The organism is Acinetobacter gyllenbergii, from assembly GCF_001682515.1.
Taxonomy (GTDB): Bacteria; Pseudomonadota; Gammaproteobacteria; order Pseudomonadales; family Moraxellaceae; genus Acinetobacter; species Acinetobacter gyllenbergii.
Genome location: NZ_KV575265.1, coordinates 111,905 through 130,869, shown reverse-complemented (window position 1 = coordinate 130,869; position 18,965 = coordinate 111,905). Strand labels below are relative to the sequence as shown.

The following is an 18,965-nucleotide window of genomic DNA, read 5'->3' as shown; positions in this document are numbered from 1 at the left end:
ATTAACTGGCTGCTTGCAGATTTTTGCGGGTTTTGTATTTATTGCGTGCGTATTTAAATAAGCCCCATAGCAGTAACACCACTGCAAAAATACCGTTCAATACGATCACATCGTTATAGGCACGGACTTGCGCTTCACGGGTGACCACTTTATTCAGGTTCTGCAAGGCTTGGTTGTTTTGCAGCACAGGGTCATTGGTATTGATCATGGCACTATGCTGATAGGCTTGTAAACGCTGTGCAACAATTGGATCGGTGGGATCCAGATTGCTATTGATTTCCACTTTATAATCATAGGTATGGCGTTGCTGATAGGTGTTGAAGAAGGATGAGCCGACCAAACCACCAAAGTTCTGTGTCGCTGAAAACAGCACAATAAAGGTCACCACATATTGTGGACCACGTTGTAAGGTGCGCATAAAACCCATCAGCAACAGCGGGCCGATAAAGACCCCACCTGCAAAGCTGACTAAGAATTGACTGCGATAGAAGTTAGCAGGGCGCACATCACTGGTCAGGTGATAATCCAGGGCACAGGCAATTAAAATCAGGATTTCAGCAAGGAATAAATTTAAAATTAAACGTTCGCGATGGAAGGTCAGCGCGCTGAATACTGAACCTGCAATGGTGCCACAAAAGATCACCACATAAAGCGGTACAAATTGATCAGGGCCCATCCCCATGGTCTTGAGGAAATTAACTGCGGCATAACTTTGCTCTGACATGAGCAAACGTAAGGCAAAGGCACTGACTACAAAACTGAGTAAATCACCTGCCGCTAACCAACGGGTCATAATCAGTGGGTTGCTGCGGTAATGTTCGTAAGTAAGTCCTAATACAATCAAGCAAAAACCGACAATTAAGGTATAAGCCAGCCAAGGGCTATTGAACCACCATAAAATAGGCCCTTGGGTCAGTACGATACACAAACAAGCAAAACCAGGGGCGAGCAAGGCAAAGGTAAAAAAGTCCTGCTTCTCAAACACCTCTAAGCGTAAGCTGCGAGGCAGTTTTAATGCCACCACCATGGCAAAACAGCAAATTGCTAAACCCAATTCAAAGGTATAAATCACATCCCACTGATTGGCGCTAAGTAGAAAAGGCGAGATGATCCAAGCCAAAGGTAGACCAAGTTGCTGAAAGCCGAAAGCCAAATAAATCCCTTTGGCCATATCCGCCTTACCAAAAGCTTGCATGGTGTAATACATCCCCAGCGAACTCAGTGGTGCAGCAGCCAGACCTGCAATGAAACGTACAAATAAGGCCATTTCATAGGTTTTGACAAAGATATGCAGAATCAGTACACCAATAAAAACCAGCAAACCGATTTCAGAAAACAGGCGTAAGCCATATTGTTGCCGTGCTTTGAATAAGATGAGGTTGGAACTGACATTGGCCATCACATAGGCTGCAGGTAGCCATGCTGCCTGTGATGGGGTCAGGCCATACTCACCTTGGAAAATCGGCAAATTCGCAACGATAAAACCATTACTTAAACTGGCTGCAATACATATAAACAGACCAATAACGAAGTAAGCAAGACGTTTTGGTCTGGCATGGGCAATTGCAGCAGGCGAGCCGGGTAAGGTTGGGCGCTCATCAGCAGACCAATCTGGAGGTGTCTCAAGATAGCGAGGGCTTTTATCCATGTTATTTCCCGAACTAAACTTTAATGCCGTTTAATAATAATTCTATTGCTCGTTTGGCTAAGCGCACTTGATCAGAGGCATGATGTCCTTGAAATGAAGACCCCAAGATCGCCGTGATCATTCCGAAATCTTGTGGAGTAAGATCAGGACGACAAAGCTGATGTTGTATGGCTTGATCAATCAGTGGCTGTAACGCTTTATCGCGTCTTTGATAAATGTTTAGCATGATTGGGTCTTGCCGATCAATAATACGCCAGTAATCAATCAGTACAACTAAATGCGGCAGTTGTTCGATATGACCTTCAATCAAACGAATAAAACCATCATTAAATGCCAGTAAAGCCTGCGACCGTTGTTCTAAACGTGTAATCGCTCGTTCCAACAAGGCAGCCACCAGCGCTTTACGATCTGCAAAATTACGATAAAACGTTGCACGTCCCACGCCCGCATGATCAATGATGGCTTGTAATGGCACATGAACCCCTTGCCTGCGGAAGATTTCTTCGGCGGCATTGAGGAGTTCATCACGATTATGCGCTGCCAATTGCTGACGTTTTGCCATGACCTAAATTTCTTGGGAGATATAGGGTGAATTAAACGGACATTTTTGTCCGAAGTAAATATGTCGAGAAACTTTATTTTGTTTAATTTCGGTAAAATCGCAGTTCTGAGTGATTTTTCTAAGGCAATACAGTGTTAAAAAATAAGGGTAAATTACTCATGCATAAAAAATACAAATAGGTGAAACATGCAAGGATTCATCCATCGTTTAGTGAAAGGAATCAAGTATCGACCATATTTGTCTGCGACTTTTTCTTTGGGATTGTTGATTTACGGGGCTTTGCATCTGTTCACGCAATGGCATTGGGCAACCTGCTTGCAGCTCGGTTGGAATATTGCGATTTGGCTGTATTTATTTCTGACCTTGAAAATGATGTGGCACTTGGACGCCACCCATATTTTACAACGTGCCAAACAGCAGGATGAAGGCAAGTGGATGATCTTGACTGTGGTGCTGATCGCTATTGTGATTTGTTTTATTTCGATTGTGGTGCAGTTGGGACATGTCCCCAAAGATCAACCTATTTTAAAAACAGTACTCATTTTACTGACCATCGGCACGATTTTCTCGACATGGTTATTACTGCATACTTTATTTGCCATTCATTATGCACATGATTACTACCTTGCCAAAAGTCGTCATCAAGATGCAGGTCTAGATTTTCCGAAAACCGATCAACCAGATTATCTGGATTTTATCTATTTCAGTTATATCATCGGTACTTCTGCACAAACCGCTGATGTCTCGATTACCAGCTCAGAGCTTCGACATCTGAATATTTTTCATTGTGTGTTGGCCTTTATTTTCAATACCGTAATTTTGGCGGTGGCGATCAACGTGGCGGCCAGTTTGATTGGTCTTTAATTAATAACTTATTTTTATTAATTTGTATAAAATTGATCATTTTTATTTTTGGTTGTTGTTGGTTATTTTGAATTTAGACCGACAACGCAAGGATAAGAACATGAGTACCCAGCATCAAGTCAATCAACAGCAATATCAAGATAAATCTCAAGCCTATTTAAACAGTAGTGTTCACGCACAAGGGATTGAGTTTGCAAAAATGCAGCACTTGATCCAGTCACAGCAATTGAAAAAAGTGTTGGATTTAGGTTGTGGTGGTGGCCATGTCAGCTATCAAATTGCACCCTTTACCGATCAAGTGACGGCTTATGATTTAACGCCGTCAATGGTTGAGTTAGTGGCTCAGCAGGCCAAGCAAAAGGGCTTTGATCATGTCAAGGCTGTACAAGGTGCAGCGGAGAGTTTAGCTTTTGCCGATCAAAGCTTTGATTGTGTGATTACGCGCTATTCAGCACATCATTGGCAAAATGTGGCACAGGCGATGGCGGAAATTCGCCGTGTATTGGTGCCGCAAGGCAAGGTGATTATTGTCGATATTTTAGGGCACTCAAATCCCGTGATGGATACCTTCTTTCAGACCATTGAAACGATTCGAGATCCAAGCCATGTACGCAATTATAGTTTACAGGAGTGGATGCGCTTTGCTGAATATGCAGGTTTTAGGGTTGAGACTGTTGAAAAGCAATATTTAGATCTAGAGTTCAAGAGTTGGACGGAGCGAATGCAAACCCCTGAATATGCAGTCCAGACCATACGGGATTTACAGCAAAAGGCAGCAGATCAAGTTCAACAATATTATCGTATTCAAGCAGATGGTTCGTTTAGCAGTGAAGTGTTGTATTTGGTACTTTCAGCCTCATGTGAATGAGGCGAGCAATAAAACATTGAATTCCCAATTTATTCTAAGCAGAATAAGCTGTCTATCTTGTGGCACTTAGACCACGGCTTAAATCAATTGGGTATATTATAAAATGACAAGTAGATTAATTTTAGCAATCAGTGTGCTCTGTTGCAGTAGCACGCTATGGGCTAAAGCAGAAGTTTTGGCCCAAGCGGGTGAGGTCAAAATTATTAAACGAAACTGTAATGTAAAAACCGATGCCTGTGACTATATCAAAGTCTATAAAGGTCAAGAAAAGGTCTTAATATCGCAATGGAATAAGACGGCAAGAGCCTATCAATTCACCCCAAAACGGATTGGTTTTCAGTTGGGTGCAACTGGCAATCCGCATATCCTCACGGTGTATGATCAAGATAACAAGCAGCAGGAATTCTTTGAATTATTAAAAATGTCACCCGATCAAAAGTGCTTTGTGACCAAACAGCAATTGGACAAAGAACATGACAAAGTGGTGTTTTACCGGCTACCTGAACTCAAGCCTTATCTCAGCATCAGTAAAAAGGATTCAAAGTTTAGCGAGATGGGACAGATTGGCTATTCCACCTTCTTTGATGAGAGCGATGCTTCGTTTAATTTTGGCTATGATGCAGAAGAAGACGGAGAAAAATACTTTCAGGAGATCAAGGTCGAAAATCCATGTAGTTTAAAACCGAAAATCATTAAACAAGGTGATGAGTAAAATCAAAATGATGAAGCAAAATAAGATGTTGAAATGGGTACTTGCTGCCACGGTATTGGTTGCTATACAGACTGCTTTTGCTGCGGAAGATGTCAAGAAAACACGTTATGGGCAAGTTCAAATTAAAGTCAGCCCTGAGACTGGACAAGAAACGCTATATTTTAATCATAAAATGGTGTTGCCAAAAATTGAGGGCAATAACGGTCTGTCAATAGAAGGCATTTATAAACTACACATGGATGATGTGGTTTTGGTGCAAGACATTGGCGGCAGTGGTTGTCCGATCCAACTGAATTTTGTGAAAATCAGTCCGAATCAGAAAGTGACGGTTTCGCCTGTTTTTGGTTCATGTTCGGATCTCATCAAGGTTTCAGCGAAGCCGAATCAAATTATCGTGAGCATGCCTGACTTTATGGGTGCACCAGAAAGTGAGGAGCAAGAGCGAAAAGTTGCTCAGAAGAAAATGATTTATAGCTATGATGGAAAATTACTGAAAGAAAATGGCAAGCTGCTGCTGCAAGAATGAGCGCACTATTCAGCAAATTTGACTGAATTTTTGCTCATAGATCTAAGAGCTGATCAGGAGGATGAAGTAGATCATCAAGATCTACTTCATCTTTAGCCTTTCAAAATGATTTAGTGAAACACGGTTTCTAAGGCTTTTAAACCGACTTTGGGATCGAGCAAGCCGTTATAGATTTCTGGAACTTCACGATCTACACCTAAAAGCTGATAAATGGCAAGCATGGCACCACGAATTGAATATTCCACGGTAAACACCACATCATCCTCGAGTTCCACAAATTGGCCCAAGAAGGCAAAATTAACAGCATTTTCTGGAATCAGTAAGGGACGGTCGCCCGCTTTACGACAGGCAAACAGTGCAGAGGCATAGGGCATCATCACCGTGGTTATATCACTATGCGCCAGTACATGATCCAAGATATCGTCGAATCCGAGTTGCTGAATTAACTCAATCACAATTTCTTGCCCAGTGGCTTCACTCATTGGTTTTTTGATGTAATCACCGATGTGGTCAATTTCAAAGCCATAGCCCCACAGAGTGAATTTACCTGTAGGTAAATCGGCAAAATGCGGCTGTGCAGGCACCACGATGGATAGATGCCAGCCTGATTCAAACCATGTCATTAGTGCGCCTGTTCCCGGTTCATTGCCTGTGTATTCGATGATACGTTTCAGCAAGACATCATCATGCAGCGTCAGGGTAAAGGACTTCCATTTATGTTCGTCGATATTGCCATTAAAGGTCATTGGACGACCAAAATCAGGTGCTTTTTGTGCAAGGGTTTCCCATAAGCGCCAGCCATGATCCTGTCGATCACGAATTAGGGCAGGCACATCATTTTGACCGCCATAACGTGAATCTGCTGTAATCGAACCTAAAGTGAAAAGTGCCAAATCATGTTCACCTAAGATAATCTGTTCCGTGCCTTCTGGCAGATTCAGATACAGTTTGCTTGCCTTACGCTCTTTACTCTGCTCGTCTTCAACAAAATCAGCGTCAGTGACATAAGTGCCAAAGCGCACATCCACGCCTTGTTCGACCAGCCAACGTTGTAAGGGATAAATCATCGAGTCATATTGGTTGTATTTGGTACGCTTAACCCCTGCCAGCGTATGAATACGGGGTAATTCTTGAATAAAGCGTAAGAAATAACGACGTAATTCTGCTGCACTATGCCATTTCTGAAAGGCAAAGGTGGTGCGCCACATTCGCCAAAAATTGCTTTGGAAAAATGCATCATCAAAAAATTCATCAATACGACGGCTGCCAATCCGTTCTTCTTTGAGTGCCAGCAGGCGTAGCATCTGTGCACGATTCAAGGTGGATAAACCGAGCTTTTCGGCCTCTGCAATCACATGATTCGCATCAATTAAACGGGCTTGGGCATGGGTTTTAATTTTTTCATTAAAATCGCGACATTCCTCACGGACAGAAATATTGGGATCTTCCAGTGAGGGGATGCTAGAGAATAGATCCCATGTGCAGAGATAGGTTTCATCGGTCAGCATTCGTCCGCCTCGCGTCACCCAAGCATGATTGGGATTGAGTGGGTTATGTCCACCATCCATTGAACCACCTGAAACCTCAAGCTCTTCTAAAATATGAATGTTTTGGGCGGGTACTTTGGCGTCACGAATGGCAAAGGCTGCTGCCGCCATGCCGGCAATACCGCCGCCAATGATCCAGAGATGTGATTGTGAAGGGTCTAAAGTTTTCAGTTTTTTAGTTTGCATCTGATGTGCCTCGGTTATCGTTATTGATGAAAATGAATTTAATCCATAATTTTATTATGGGATTTAAGTTGCTAAAAATAAATGAAAGTTACACTAAAATGGATGACAAATTTTGATCATAAAATTAGTTTTATAGAAAAATCGGATACTTGATTTATGGCGGAGATAAATATGCTATTTTTAAGTATTTGATATTCATTATAAATTGAGTCTTTGCTCTACTTTGTTGCTTTCTAATCAGATGACATCGGCTTGGAGCTCTCAAAAATTGCTGAGATTAGTCAAAATTTTTATATCTTCTCGCTCTACTTTTTCAGTAAAATTAATATTTGAAAATTATTCTAATCTAGAGGTTTCACTTGGAATCGTTATTGATTTTAGGCTCAATTGCTTTGGCGTTAATGTTGGGGGCAATCAGCCCTGGCCCTACCTTTATTTATGTGGCTAAAAACTCAATTGCGATTTCTCGTAAGCATGGACTGTTTACCGCCTTGGGAACAGGGACGGGTGCAGCTTTATTTGGTTTGCTTGCAGTCATGGGCTTGCAAGCGATTCTATTGGCGGTGCCTTCTGCCTATATCGCGCTAAAAATATTTGGTGGTCTGTACTTGCTTTGGCTGGCCTATAAAATTATCAAACATGCCAAAGAACCGATGGAAGCGGTGAATGGCACTGTGAATCAGATGAGCTATGCACAAGCCTTTCGTTTAGGGCTGATTACTCAGCTCAGTAATCCGAAGATTGCGATTATTCTGGCCAGTATTTTTACCGCCTTATTACCGAAAGAGATTCCAAGTTATTACTATGTGGTGTTGCCAATGCTGTGTTTCTTTATTGATGCCGGTTGGTACTCGCTGGTTGCAGTGGCGCTGTCAGCCGAAGGCCCACGCAAAGTTTATTTAAAATCAAAATCGATATTTGATCGCATCGCGGGTGGTGTCATGACCTTGCTGGGATTAAAGCTGATCTTTGGTATGAAATAATAGAGCAGAAAAAGCGACCGAGAAGGTCGCTTTTTTATTGCCTAAAATCAGCTTGTTCAGCTTAATCTTTAAAGTGTACAGGAATCCATTGATAGCTTTTTCCATCGGCTGAATAAATATGGCCAATGCCCGGGAAAGGTAAATGCGGAGCTGCAATGGTTTGTCCATTCTTGGCAAAATCAGCAAATTGTTTTAAGCGTGTAGCAACCGCTTTTTTCGGATCAATATCGTATTCAATCGCAGTTTCAGGCTTATCAAATTGCACAGTATGTGAATGCACAATATCTCCAATAAACACCACGCTTTCGCCCTTAGTTTTTAATTCATAGCTAAAGTGACCGGGCGTATGTCCCGCCGTGTTAATGACTTTAAAGCCTTGAATCTCATCACCGAGTTTATAAGTTTTAAAGCGTTGCTTGGCTTGGTAAGGCGCAATCGCTTGCTTAATGTGCTTAACCGTTCCTTCATAACCCGCTTGTTGGTCTTTTGGAAGCTTAGCGGCCTGTTTTGGATCGAGCCAGTAATTGGCTTCATCACTAGAAACGTACACGGTTGCATTGGGGAAGTTGGCAATCCCATCTTTACTGATGCCACAGACATGGTCGGGGTGTAAATGGGTAAGTAAAATAGTATTGACCTGTTCAGGTTTGTAGCCCGAAGCCTTGAGGTTTTTTAGAATCGAGCCTAAATGTGCACCAAAACAACTGGCAGCACCGCTATCGACGAGTACCAATGATTTTCCAGTATTGACGAGGAAAGCATTGATTGAAGTCTGTACGCCTTTGTCTTGATCAGCGTAATACTTTTTCAGGATTTGTTGGACTTGTTGTGGGGAAATATCTTTAAACAAGCTTGGGGACATAAAGTTGGTGCCATCGAGCAGGGCGGTAATTTGTACGTCACCGACTTGGAGTTGGTAGTAACCAGCGACTTGTTTTTGTTGTTGGGTGGTGGATTCAGTAGCTTGGGTAGTGATGGCTGTTGTGCTTAGAGTTAGGGTTAGTAATAGGAGGTTCAAATTTTTCATTAACATGTTCTCTCATTTATATTTGATTTTAGTTGAAAACTAATCTTGTAAATCTAATTTGCTAAATGCATAAATATCGAGAAAATCATCAGTCACTATGTTAACGTGATTAATGTAATTCTTAGATCTAGGAAAAGTTCTCCAACTAATAAAGTTTTCTTCGATTTCATTGGTGGACTCATTTTTTGAGTAAAATAATGAGTCATGACTTTCAAATAACATTCCTTCTCTTATATATGCTATGGATGAAGGATTATAGTTATGATCTTTTTCAGAATCTGTGTTGTAAAGTTCAATCCATTTTTTTGCTTTTGAATCAAATTTATATTTATTTAAGTCTTTATCTATACCATGTATTAAATTTGTGTGATCATTTAACCAATATTGAATTATTTTAGAATTATCTAAAGATAAGTTTGTTGGGCAGGTTTCTAGATCACTAACTAAATTGTTAACTAGATTACTTTTTTCATCTTCATCTAAAGATTTAGACTCTAATTGTTCTTGTAATCGGGTTTTTGAAATGGTCTTCTCAAAGTTCAATGTTTCTTGAGTATCTATACCTTTTAAAACTAAGAGAGTTGAATATTTATTTAGTTCGCAGTCTATCCAAAGACCATTCGATATAGATCTAGGTTGAATAGTTATTTCTCCTAGATATTCTGAAAAGTCAGAATCATATTGGTTAAATAATTCTAAAGCACCTTCAGTTCCAGCAGCAATCATAGTTCTTCCCCATGATCCTGTTGATACTCCAAAGACTTTACTTTCGTTCCAAAGGATTTTTTTCTTCTCGAAAGAAAGTACAGATCCATCATCTCTCCAATAAAAAGGATAAATTTCAACTCCTTTCTCAGATGAAATATAGATCATATTATTTTTTATATCTAAATCTGTGGGCCAAAATCCCAAATTTAATTCAGTGCCAATGGTATGCTTTCTTAAAAATTTTTGTTCAATAATAAATTCAAGTGGAGTATTTGTATCAAGAATATTACTTCTTTGTGATGGATTTAAAATAAATTTTTTTAACTCAGTTTGCTCTTTAGATGATTTTAGCGTTTCAGAAAAACTATTTATTAAATGTTTAAAGCTATGCGTAAATAGAGTTCCATTAATATCAATAGTAAATAATACACCTGAGTAAAGAAAAGAGTCTAAGAAATTACCTTCAATTTTGACTTTAACAAAATTCATATGTTAACTTTCCCTTGATTGATACGCTGAGCTAGCTTAACACCTATAATCTTACTCCATTTTTGAATAACTTCATCTGGAACAGGATCAGTTACAGGATCAATAGGGTAACCATGCCAAGTATTATTACTATCTTTAGTAAATTTAGCTAAACCTAGATTTTTTAATTTACTATTTCTATGATCTTCACCTATTTTCACAATAGTATCTTTATTAGAATCTCGATGGAAAGACCAAACTATTTCTTTATTAGATGTTCTCGTTATCCAGTTTTCTATTAAGCCATAACTAAAAATATCAATTTCATGATATTCAGTTGCAGTCCATAAGCTCTTAACTTTAGGTTTCCAATTTGGTTTTCGATGATCTGCTTTAACTTGATAACATAAGTGCATATTTATATTTTTATAAAAAAGAAAATTTGCCCTAAATCCTAAATGAATCTAGTTTTTAGGGCAATGCATATTTGATTTTTAAGACACTTTATCACCCGGTTTTGCGCCAGATTCAGGTGAAATCACCCAAACCCCTTCGCCATTACCTGCTGCAAGTACCATACCGTTAGAAATACCAAAACGCATTTTACGTGGCGCAAGGTTGGCCACCATCACCACCAATTTGTCTTTTAGATCTTCTGGCTGATAAAACTCACGAATACCACTAAACACATTACGCGGTTCAGCTTCACCGACATCCAAAGTTAGTTGTAGCAATTTATCAGAACCTTCAACTGTTGCAGCTTCTAATACTTTTGCTACACGAATATCGACTTTCATGAAATCTTCAATACCAATGATTTCAGCTTCACCTACTTTTGGCTCAGGCTTTTTCTCGGCTTTCTTGTCTTTTTTCTTCTCAGCTTTTGGCGCTTCTGCCGCCGCAGCTAAAGAATCTTTAGAGGCATCTACCATTGCTGCAACCGCTTTGGCATCAACACGTTGCATTAACGGCTGGAATTGCGCAATTTCATGTGCAAGCAAAATTTGCTGACGTGATGCAAAGTCGAAGCTTTCAAGTTGTAAGAAGGCTTGAACTTGTGCTGCAAGTGTTGGCAATACCGGAGCCAAGTAAATCGCAAGTTGACGGAATAAGTTAATACCCACCGAGCACACATCATGAACTTGTTGTTCCTGACCTTCTTGCTTGGCAAGTGCCCACGGTTTTTTCTCATCAATGTACTGATTGGCACGGTCAGCCAACGCCATGATTTCACGGATTGCTGCCGAGAATTCACGTGCTTCATAAGCCTGTGCGATTGAATCACCGGCATCAATAAAGCTTTGCACCAGTTCAGACTCTGCACATGTATCTGACAACGTATTATTGAAGTTGGTGTTAATGAATTTTGCACAACGGCTGGCAATATTCACCACTTTACCGACAAGATCAGAATTCACTTTTTGAACGAAGTCATCTAGGTTTAAATCTGAATCTTCAACTTTGTCAGACAGCTTAGACGCAAAGTAGTAGCGTAAATATTCAGGATTTAAATGTTCTAAATAGGTTTCAGCTTTAATGAAGGTACCGCGAGATTTCGACATCTTCTGACCATTCACGGTCAAGAAACCATTCACAAATAAACCTGATGGGGTACGGTAGTTAGCACCTTCAAGCATTGCAGGCCAGAACAGCGCATGGAAGTAAACGATGTCTTTACCAATGAAGTGATAGACTTCTTTATCGCTGTCTTTTTTCCAGAAATCATCAAAGCTTAGATCTGGGCGTTTAGTTTTGATGTAGTTCTCAAAACTTGACATATAACCAATCGGTGCATCGACCCAAACGTAGAAATATTTGTTTGGCGCATCTGGAATTTCAAAACCAAAATAAGGTGCGTCACGCGAAATATCCCAGTCTGACAAACCCGCCTCAAACCATTCGTCTAGTTTGTTGGCAATCGAAACAGGTAAACGACCTTGGTCACGGGTCCATTTCTGTAAGTATTCTGAGAAATTCGGCAATTTAAAGAAATAATGATCTGATGATTTCTCAACAGGGGTCGCACCGCTCAAGGTTGAGCGTGGATTTTCTAATTCGGTGGCGTTATAGGTTGTACCACATACTTCACAAGCATCGCCGTATTGATCTTCCGCCTTACATTTCGGGCATGTGCCTTTAATGAAACGGTCAGACAGGAACATGCCTTTTTCAGGGTCGAATAACTGGCTAACAGGACGAATGGCAATATTGCCTGCTTCACGGTTTTTGATATAGATTTCTTCTGAACGTGCTTTGTTCTCATCACTATTGGTTGAATCATAGTGATCGAAATGTACGCCAAAACCATCAAAGTCACGGATATGTTCTTTCTGAACATTGGCAATTTGTTGTTCTGGGCTAATCCCGTTGGCTTCAGCGCGTAGCATGATTGCTGTACCGTGAGCATCATCCGCACATACATAAGTCACATCATGGCCCATTGCACGCATCGCACGAACCCAAATATCTGCTTGGATATAACCGAGTAAGTGACCCATATGGATAGGACCATTGGCATAAGGTAGGGCATTGGTGACTAAAATTTTACGCACGGATATTGTTCTCTCATTCGTATTTGCAAGGCAGATGATTTTACATGACTTGGCCCCGACTTGCACAAGGGATTCAGTGAAATCTTTTCAAGCCTCGTTTTTAATTATTCTAGAACTTCATTAAAGCTTCACTTGCACTTCAATCAAAACACATTTCCTTTATTGATAATGGCTGCATGGTCAATAAATAAAGGAAACAATAATGAGATCTTGGCATTTGCTTTGTGCATCTTTCTGCGCAAGTGTGACATCAGTTTTTAGTTTTGTGATTCCGTATTGTTTGTTCTTAAACTTTCAACAAAACCATTTATTGCATGTGGTCAGCAATGCAATGCAAGTGATGCTGTATCTCACCCCATTTCTCGTCGTGCTTGCTTTTATCTTCTACGTCATTGTTCTATCAGTATTGAAATTACCCAGCAAAATTTTTGATTTGGTGCAGTTCTTTAAAGTCAGTCTGGTCTTTTTTACGGGATGGATGTGCTTAGTATTGATAATTTTATTTGAAGATCAGGTCAAGGGCTTTGATTTTGAAACATTGGCCATGAGTCTTTTTATTTTTGTTGCGGTTTTGCCCGTACTTGCAGTGGGTTGTATTAGTGCCAATTGTTGTTATGTGTTGATGTGCAAGAAACAGTATAAAAGTGCTTTTAGTTAACTTTAGAAGTTATAAGTGTAAATGATTAATATTTATGATGAATAAAAAAAAGGAAATAAATGAAAAATTACTATGGTGAAAACATCTCTTTTGGATGGTGGTGTATCCGTTCAATTATTTCAGCAACAGTTGCAACTATCAGTATGGTGATTTTTGTTTGGAGCTTTTTGATTTATGGACAACATTTTTCTTCTGAAACACTTTCTAATGGAGCGATTAGAGGTGTTGGGGCGATAATTATGTTTACTCCAATTTTAATTGGATGGCATAGCTTTCTTTATTTCATTAGCTATTATTTCTTACGGAGACCAAAAAAAATAGTAGAAACTCCTCAATTACTTAAAGGTTTAGGTCTGCTATTTTTTGGTTATGTTATGAGTAGCATTGTTTTCTTAAACTTTCACAGCTTGGATTTGACCTTATTTACAACTTTAATTCTCTCATTTGTATTCATGTTATTTCCATTAGTGTTAGGTTTTATTACAACCAATGGGATAGAAAAATTTCTAGATAAATAATAGTTAAGTACTTTAAGTGGACAGTATTTCAGAGAAGTATGCATCCCGAAGGATTACATACTCTGCATTTGTTTAACGGTCACACTATGCTTAGAGTTCTTTCGTAAAGAGATAATCTTTCCTTTAGATAGGAAATGAATGTGATAGCTCTTTAAGCCACCCGTTTTCGGATCAAGGGTAATTTCAGCAAACATTGGTGTCTGCCAAAGTTCATCACTGCCCAAAGTTCCTAACCATGCTTGTGCTTTTAGTGCCAGCGTAAATTCATCTTTGCACTCAAGCTCAGTAATACTGAGTTCACTGCACCAATGTTCGGTTTTAGGAAATTCAGCTTTAGAAAATTTCCAGCAAATGGTCAGCGCCAGACTACTTTCAACAGGTGCTTTATCGTCACTTTGCTGATCAATAACTGGAATTAACTGTTCAGCAAGATCCTTTTCAAACGAAAGAATCATGTTCTGGATTCTTCTTTTACTTGAAAGAATGTAGTTCAAGCGTTTTTCTTGGGCTTGAAGTTCCTGCTGAATTTCTAAAAGTTCATTTTCATTCATATTAGGTAATTCTGACAACGAGGTCTATGATTGAGATATTGCGGAAGTATATCCGAACTATCTCCTTATATTGTTAATAGTTTTTAATACAAATTTATTGGTTGTAAAAATGATCGAAACAGCCCGACTACGTTTAAGACAGTGGCAAGCAGAGGACTATGCTTCCTTTGCCGCAATGGGTACTCATCCACAGGTGATGGAATATTTTCCTAAACTCCTGACTCGAGCAGAAAGTGATGCCATGATTGATAAAATGAAATCAATTATCGACACGCAAGGCTGGGGTTTTTGGGCGGTTGAATTAAAACACAACCAGCAATTTATTGGTTTTACTGGTTTACATGACCAACCGACACAATTTTCATTTTCGCCGTGTGTGGAAATTGGATGGCGACTCGATCAGGCTTATTGGGGACAAGGTTATGCACCAGAAGCGGCTCAAGCGGCACTTGCATTTGCTTTTGATCAATTGAAATTGGAGAAAGTGGTTGCCTTTACCACTTTGGAAAATGCTAAATCACAAGCTGTGATGCGAAAATTAAAGATGCAAAAAGTGTCTGAATTTCAGCATCCCGCTTTAGCGACAGAGCATCCCTTAAGCTGGCATGTGCTGTATGAAATTCTAAGACATGATTTTATTGAATAAATAGGATGTTATTCATTTATATGATTTTTATATCTGAAAATGAATAGCTTTAACAATCCGCAATTAATTGAATCTTCCTGTATCCCATTTGTTTCAATTTGCAGCAATGGGCAAAAAAAAACTCCAAACACGGTATAACTAAGGTTGATCCAAACAATATGTTTTTTACCTATAGAGTGAGGAAATACCATGACAAACGAAAAACTTGATGAATTAAAAGACCAAGCAGCAGAATTGGGTAATGACTTAAAATACAAAGCAAAAGAAGCTCAGTTACAAGGTGAAAAAGCAGTTGATGACTTAAAGCATTCCGCAGAGGAATTAAAGTTAAAAGGCGAAAAAGCCCTTGATGATCTCAAGAAAGATGTTTCTGAGCAAAATGCTGAAGGTAAAGAGGCGGTTTCAAATAAAGTGGATGATCTTAAGGCCAAACTTGAAGATACCCAACACGCAGTTCAAGATAAGTTTGATCACTTTAAAGAAGAAGCTGGTCATAAATTAGATGATGCCAAAGCCAAAGCTGCTGAATTGAAAGATGAAGCGGCTGCCAAATTTGATGATCTAAAAGCTCAAGCCAGTCATAAGCTGGATGATTTAAAGAAAGCTGCAACGGATACCATCAATAAATTCAAAGGTTAAGCTTGCTAACCGAAGGATTGACTAAAGATATTCCTCAAACATATGTAAGATATGTTTGAGGATTTTTATTTGAATCTTTTATAATTGTTGTCTATCAGGCCGTGCAAATGAATCGAACGGGTTGATTGATGGACATATCGGTATATTGTTGGCGTTCTAGATCGAAAATTTTATAAAAGGGCTGAGTGCGTTTTTGATCAGGAAAAAGCTGATTCATTAATGATTTTTCTAAGACTGGCTGAGTCTGTTGCTGGTGTATTTTGCCTTCTTTATCTATGTAGAGTTTTACATTCAATCTGAAAGATTCACCTTCTAATGGAACACTTTTTTGTAAAAGCAAACAGGCCATTTCAGTTAAGGAAGACGGTGAGGCAACCCGTCGAATACGTTGTGTAACAGCTTGATCTTGCATGGAAATAAAAGAATAAACTTGCTCATAGTTTGAGAACAGGCGTCTGTTCGTGTGATCACGCTGTTCTGCCGAGGTCTCCTGAGTAGGTAAATCCTCTGGCTTTATCTGTTGCGCAAGCGCTAAGGCATGGCGATTAAGTATGTCTGAATTGCTTGCTTTGAATAGTTGAATCTTTAATCCGTTTTTTTCTGGGCTAATTCGAATCGAGACCTTAATTTCCGATGACGCAGCTTGATCTTTGTGCTTATTTACCACGATTTCTGTTTGTGGCGGCAATTGATAAACAGCACGATGAATCGATTCTTGGGCAAATAGCGGGAAGCAAGCAAATAAACTACATATCACTAAATAATATCGTGTCATTAAACCCTCCCAAGTTAAGCATAAGCATCATGTGGCACAGCATATGATAAAAGAACAATCTGGTATTTTTTTATCATCGGCATGATTAGCTTAACAATATAACCCGATCCTGTGACAAGTATCAGTTGCTGCAGATTGAAATTTAAAGCAGAAAAGTTGCTATAAAAAATGAGCAATTATCTGTTTTGATATGAGCGTCCATTCTTCAATACTGCTAAACTAGCCAAACTCAGTGAAATGTTGATCTGTTTTTGGAGTAAACAAAATGTCGTGGCTTTCTTCCTTAAAATCTGTTTTTTCACCAGCACAAGAAGTGAAGGAAGACGAGATTCAAACAGTTCTACAAAGTTATGTACTGCCACATTCAGACAATGCGCTGAAAGATCGTATCAGCCAAGTCAATGTACAAGGTCGTATTTTACAACTTACTGTGAATACCTTTCCTGAAGAAAAAGATCATTTACAGCAAATCCATGATGAACTGGCCGAAGCTTTGGAAAAGTGTGGTATCCAAGAATTAAACTTACATATTATTCAACAAAAACATGCGGCACATGGTGAGGCTGGCCATAGTTGCTCATCTAAGCCAAAAGCAGGAAATAGCAATTTACCCCCTGTGATGGATGCTTCTCCTCAAGCAGAAGCTGATCCGAACAATCCACCGATTCAAAAAGCGGCACCACAACAACGCGATGTAGCAGCACATCCACGTATTCAAAATGTGATTGTGGTTTCATCTGGTAAAGGTGGAGTAGGTAAATCAACCACCACGGTGAATCTGGCACTTGCATTGCAACAACTCGGTCTAAAAGTCGGTGTGTTGGATGCCGATATTTATGGTCCAAGCATTCCAACCATGTTGGGTAATGCCGGTAGAACGCCACAGATTGAAAATGAGCACTTCGTACCTTTAGATGCGTATGGCATGGCGGTACTGTCGATTGGGCATTTAATTGGTGCCCACAATACACCTGTGGCATGGCGTGGCCCGAAAGCAACAGGTGCATTGATGCAGTTATTCAATCAGACTTTATGGCCTGATCTAGATGTACTGGTGATTGATATGCCACCCGGTACAGGCGATATCCAACTGACTCTGGCACAACGTATTCCTGTGACGGGTGCAGTGATTGTGACCACGCCGCAAAATGTGGCGTTAATGGATGCAACCAAGGGTATTGAATTATTCAATAAAGTGAATATTCCAGTACTTGGTGTGATTGAAAATATGTCCACGCATATCTGTTCAAATTGCGGTCATGAAGAGCAGATTTTTGGCACAGGCGGTGGTGATCTGTTATCTGAGCAATATCATATTCCTTTACTTGGTCATCTACCTTTAGATGCTAAAATCCGTGAACATGCAGATAAAGGCACACCAAGTGTGATCGCAAAAGATGCAGCCGCAGACAGTTATCTCAATATTGCACAAGCTGTGTTGCAACAAATGGAGAAGTTACCAAAACGTCAGAAAGACGATAAACGTATTTTCTAAGTACACAGAAAACCCAACATGCTGATGTTGGGTTTTTGCTTTCTAAAGTAAATCACTTTTTATTTAGTCCATTTCAAAACTCACCTTAACAGCAAAGTAGGTACGTTACTTGCTTTGTATAGGGTTTCTTTTTTAAGACAGGTTAATGATGCAAGTTAAATATTTTATCGGTATCGCCAGTGTATGTACGGCTCTATTTTTAGGGGCATGTAATGGTGATGGCAATTCAAATTCGACTCAACCTCAAGAACAAGCGAAATTACAGCCGATTGTGATCCAAGGTGCATTACCAGTTGAATCAGAGCGAATGGCATCAAAACTAGACAATGTGACTGTAGAAACTATCGGCGGCTGGAAATTCTGGAAAGGCACTTATAAAGGCTATCCAATGGTGGTGTCTAAAACCCGTATGGGCATGAGCAACTCGGCCGCAGCGACTGCCATTGCAATTCAGCATTATCAACCGATTGCGATTATCAATCAGGGTACTTCGGGTGGTCATGATCCAGACTTAAAGGTATTTGATATTGTACTGGGCAAATACACCACCAATATTGGTGCATTTAAAACCCCAAATAAGCCAATTGGTGGTGGTTCTAATTCACTGGAGTGGAATGAAGCCTTTGATGTCTTACCAGAAGATGAGTCTGATCCAGAACCGATTGCGATTCGTAAATTCGAAGGGGATAAGGAGTTACTGGTCGCTGCCTATAAAGCTAAAGTGCATTACAGCAAAGGACAAGTCGTTGAAGGCACTATCGGTTCAGCAGATACCTGGAATAATGAACTGGATCGTATCAACTTTTTCCATACCAAATACGGAACTTCTGTAGAGGAAATGGAAGCAGCATCGGTGGCGCAAATCGCGCAACAGTTCAAAGTACCATTCCTTGGGGTGCGTATCTTATCGAATAATATTACCAATAATGGTGCCTATGACCCTGCAACAGGCGAAGCGTGTCAGGACTATGCGCTTGAGGTGGCTGAGCAATATATGAAGGCGAAAGCAGACGCTAAATAATTAATGTGATC

At 39.8% G+C, this 18,965-nt stretch carries 20 protein-coding genes; 11 read left to right on the top strand and 9 right to left on the bottom strand.

What is annotated here, in order from left to right; translation table 11 throughout:
* Position 1: 1 nt before the first annotated feature.
* Together NG55_RS13575 and NG55_RS13570 are read right to left on the bottom strand one after the other, a co-directional pair.
* On the bottom strand, positions 2-1,648 hold the full coding sequence (locus NG55_RS13575) for an MFS transporter (RefSeq protein ID WP_016541657.1): 1,647 nt from the start codon (positions 1,646-1,648) through the stop codon (positions 2-4).
* Between the two features lie 13 nt (positions 1,649-1,661).
* A complete protein-coding gene (locus tag NG55_RS13570) occupies positions 1,662-2,210 on the bottom strand; it encodes a TetR/AcrR family transcriptional regulator (RefSeq protein WP_065343558.1) in 549 nt (182 codons plus the stop codon).
* A 186-nt stretch (positions 2,211-2,396) separates the two neighbouring features.
* Between NG55_RS13570 and NG55_RS13565 the strand changes: the two genes are divergently transcribed.
* From NG55_RS13565 to NG55_RS13550, 4 genes are all read left to right on the top strand, one after another.
* Positions 2,397-3,074, top strand: a complete 678-nt coding sequence (locus NG55_RS13565) for a DUF1345 domain-containing protein (RefSeq protein WP_065343557.1) — start codon at positions 2,397-2,399, stop codon at positions 3,072-3,074.
* Between the two features lie 100 nt (positions 3,075-3,174).
* Entirely contained in the window at positions 3,175-3,942 is a 768-nt protein-coding gene (locus NG55_RS13560) for a class I SAM-dependent methyltransferase (RefSeq protein WP_065343556.1), read from the top strand.
* A gap of 103 nt (positions 3,943-4,045) precedes the next feature.
* The gene (locus NG55_RS13555) at positions 4,046-4,654 is read left to right on the top strand and encodes a hypothetical protein (protein WP_065343555.1); all 609 of its coding nucleotides are present in this window, start codon (positions 4,046-4,048) and stop codon (positions 4,652-4,654) included.
* Positions 4,655-4,661: 7 nt separating this feature from the next.
* Positions 4,662-5,180: a hypothetical protein gene (locus tag NG55_RS13550; RefSeq protein ID WP_065343612.1), complete on the top strand. Its 519-nt coding sequence runs from the start codon at positions 4,662-4,664 to the stop codon at positions 5,178-5,180.
* A 110-nt stretch (positions 5,181-5,290) separates the two neighbouring features.
* Here NG55_RS13550 and NG55_RS13545 read toward each other — a convergent pair whose 3' ends face one another.
* Positions 5,291-6,913: an oleate hydratase gene (locus tag NG55_RS13545; protein WP_065343554.1), complete on the bottom strand. Its 1,623-nt coding sequence runs from the start codon at positions 6,911-6,913 to the stop codon at positions 5,291-5,293.
* A gap of 401 nt (positions 6,914-7,314) precedes the next feature.
* Between NG55_RS13545 and NG55_RS13540 the strand changes: the two genes are divergently transcribed.
* Complete coding sequence (locus tag NG55_RS13540; protein WP_171068304.1) at positions 7,315-7,896, top strand: LysE family translocator; 582 nt, start codon at positions 7,315-7,317, stop codon at positions 7,894-7,896.
* Between the two features lie 61 nt (positions 7,897-7,957).
* On the opposite strand, the gene NG55_RS13535 is transcribed toward NG55_RS13540, so the two are convergent.
* The 4 genes from NG55_RS13535 to metG all read right to left on the bottom strand — a co-directional run bounded on the left by NG55_RS13535 (position 7,958) and on the right by metG (position 12,651).
* Positions 7,958-8,923 carry an MBL fold metallo-hydrolase gene (locus NG55_RS13535; RefSeq protein WP_065343611.1) on the bottom strand — a complete coding sequence of 322 codons (966 nt, stop codon included), beginning with the start codon at positions 8,921-8,923 and terminating at the stop codon, positions 7,958-7,960.
* Between the two features lie 39 nt (positions 8,924-8,962).
* Positions 8,963-10,120, bottom strand: coding sequence for a hypothetical protein (locus NG55_RS13530; protein ID WP_065343553.1), 1,158 nt, complete (start codon positions 10,118-10,120; stop codon positions 8,963-8,965).
* On the bottom strand, positions 10,117-10,515 hold the full coding sequence (locus NG55_RS13525) for a hypothetical protein (RefSeq protein ID WP_065343552.1): 399 nt from the start codon (positions 10,513-10,515) through the stop codon (positions 10,117-10,119). The genes NG55_RS13530 and NG55_RS13525 overlap by 4 nt, the downstream gene beginning before the upstream one ends.
* Positions 10,516-10,593: 78 nt before the next feature.
* The gene (gene metG / locus NG55_RS13520) at positions 10,594-12,651 is read right to left on the bottom strand and encodes a methionine--tRNA ligase (protein ID WP_065343551.1); all 2,058 of its coding nucleotides are present in this window, start codon (positions 12,649-12,651) and stop codon (positions 10,594-10,596) included.
* 202 nt (positions 12,652-12,853) lie between these two features.
* On the opposite strand from metG, the gene NG55_RS13515 reads away from it, so the two are divergent.
* Both NG55_RS13515 and NG55_RS13510 read left to right on the top strand, forming a co-directional pair.
* Positions 12,854-13,309: a hypothetical protein gene (locus tag NG55_RS13515; protein ID WP_065343550.1), complete on the top strand. Its 456-nt coding sequence runs from the start codon at positions 12,854-12,856 to the stop codon at positions 13,307-13,309.
* A 59-nt stretch (positions 13,310-13,368) separates the two neighbouring features.
* Positions 13,369-13,827, top strand: a complete 459-nt coding sequence (locus tag NG55_RS13510) for a hypothetical protein (RefSeq protein WP_065343549.1) — start codon at positions 13,369-13,371, stop codon at positions 13,825-13,827.
* A 53-nt stretch (positions 13,828-13,880) separates the two neighbouring features.
* On the opposite strand, the gene NG55_RS13505 is transcribed toward NG55_RS13510, so the two are convergent.
* Positions 13,881-14,378 (bottom strand): hypothetical protein, encoded by a 498-nt coding sequence (locus tag NG55_RS13505; RefSeq protein ID WP_023270716.1) that lies wholly within the window; start codon positions 14,376-14,378, stop codon positions 13,881-13,883.
* A 109-nt stretch (positions 14,379-14,487) separates the two neighbouring features.
* On the opposite strand from NG55_RS13505, the gene NG55_RS13500 reads away from it, so the two are divergent.
* Positions 14,488-15,024: a GNAT family N-acetyltransferase gene (locus tag NG55_RS13500; RefSeq protein ID WP_065343548.1), complete on the top strand. Its 537-nt coding sequence runs from the start codon at positions 14,488-14,490 to the stop codon at positions 15,022-15,024.
* A 189-nt stretch (positions 15,025-15,213) separates the two neighbouring features.
* Positions 15,214-15,663 (top strand): hypothetical protein, encoded by a 450-nt coding sequence (locus tag NG55_RS13495; protein ID WP_016541670.1) that lies wholly within the window; start codon positions 15,214-15,216, stop codon positions 15,661-15,663.
* A 94-nt stretch (positions 15,664-15,757) separates the two neighbouring features.
* On the opposite strand, the gene NG55_RS13490 is transcribed toward NG55_RS13495, so the two are convergent.
* Positions 15,758-16,438: a hypothetical protein gene (locus NG55_RS13490; protein WP_016541671.1), complete on the bottom strand. Its 681-nt coding sequence runs from the start codon at positions 16,436-16,438 to the stop codon at positions 15,758-15,760.
* A gap of 265 nt (positions 16,439-16,703) precedes the next feature.
* Between NG55_RS13490 and apbC the strand changes: the two genes are divergently transcribed.
* Entirely contained in the window at positions 16,704-17,933 is a 1,230-nt protein-coding gene (apbC, locus tag NG55_RS13485) for an iron-sulfur cluster carrier protein ApbC (protein WP_016541672.1), read from the top strand.
* 145 nt (positions 17,934-18,078) lie between these two features.
* The gene (locus tag NG55_RS13480) at positions 18,079-18,954 is read left to right on the top strand and encodes a 5'-methylthioadenosine/S-adenosylhomocysteine nucleosidase (RefSeq protein ID WP_171257978.1); all 876 of its coding nucleotides are present in this window, start codon (positions 18,079-18,081) and stop codon (positions 18,952-18,954) included.
* Positions 18,955-18,965 lie beyond the last annotated feature (11 nt).

Coding starts and splice junctions, on each gene's coding strand:
- NG55_RS13575 (WP_016541657.1), bottom strand. CDS start 1,648: ATGGATAAAAGCCCTCGCTATCTTGAGACACCTCCAGATTGGTCTGCT.
- NG55_RS13570 (WP_065343558.1), bottom strand. CDS start 2,210: ATGGCAAAACGTCAGCAATTGGCAGCGCATAATCGTGATGAACTCCTC.
- NG55_RS13565 (WP_065343557.1), top strand. CDS start 2,397: ATGCAAGGATTCATCCATCGTTTAGTGAAAGGAATCAAGTATCGACCA.
- NG55_RS13560 (WP_065343556.1), top strand. CDS start 3,175: ATGAGTACCCAGCATCAAGTCAATCAACAGCAATATCAAGATAAATCT.
- NG55_RS13555 (WP_065343555.1), top strand. CDS start 4,046: ATGACAAGTAGATTAATTTTAGCAATCAGTGTGCTCTGTTGCAGTAGC.
- NG55_RS13550 (WP_065343612.1), top strand. CDS start 4,662: ATGATGAAGCAAAATAAGATGTTGAAATGGGTACTTGCTGCCACGGTA.
- NG55_RS13545 (WP_065343554.1), bottom strand. CDS start 6,913: ATGCAAACTAAAAAACTGAAAACTTTAGACCCTTCACAATCACATCTC.
- NG55_RS13540 (WP_171068304.1), top strand. CDS start 7,315: ATGTTGGGGGCAATCAGCCCTGGCCCTACCTTTATTTATGTGGCTAAA.
- NG55_RS13535 (WP_065343611.1), bottom strand. CDS start 8,923: ATGAAAAATTTGAACCTCCTATTACTAACCCTAACTCTAAGCACAACA.
- NG55_RS13530 (WP_065343553.1), bottom strand. CDS start 10,120: ATGAATTTTGTTAAAGTCAAAATTGAAGGTAATTTCTTAGACTCTTTT.
- NG55_RS13525 (WP_065343552.1), bottom strand. CDS start 10,515: ATGCACTTATGTTATCAAGTTAAAGCAGATCATCGAAAACCAAATTGG.
- NG55_RS13515 (WP_065343550.1), top strand. CDS start 12,854: ATGAGATCTTGGCATTTGCTTTGTGCATCTTTCTGCGCAAGTGTGACA.
- NG55_RS13510 (WP_065343549.1), top strand. CDS start 13,369: ATGAAAAATTACTATGGTGAAAACATCTCTTTTGGATGGTGGTGTATC.
- NG55_RS13505 (WP_023270716.1), bottom strand. CDS start 14,378: ATGAATGAAAATGAACTTTTAGAAATTCAGCAGGAACTTCAAGCCCAA.
- NG55_RS13500 (WP_065343548.1), top strand. CDS start 14,488: ATGATCGAAACAGCCCGACTACGTTTAAGACAGTGGCAAGCAGAGGAC.
- NG55_RS13495 (WP_016541670.1), top strand. CDS start 15,214: ATGACAAACGAAAAACTTGATGAATTAAAAGACCAAGCAGCAGAATTG.
- NG55_RS13490 (WP_016541671.1), bottom strand. CDS start 16,438: ATGACACGATATTATTTAGTGATATGTAGTTTATTTGCTTGCTTCCCG.
- apbC (WP_016541672.1), top strand. CDS start 16,704: ATGTCGTGGCTTTCTTCCTTAAAATCTGTTTTTTCACCAGCACAAGAA.
- NG55_RS13480 (WP_171257978.1), top strand. CDS start 18,079: ATGATGCAAGTTAAATATTTTATCGGTATCGCCAGTGTATGTACGGCT.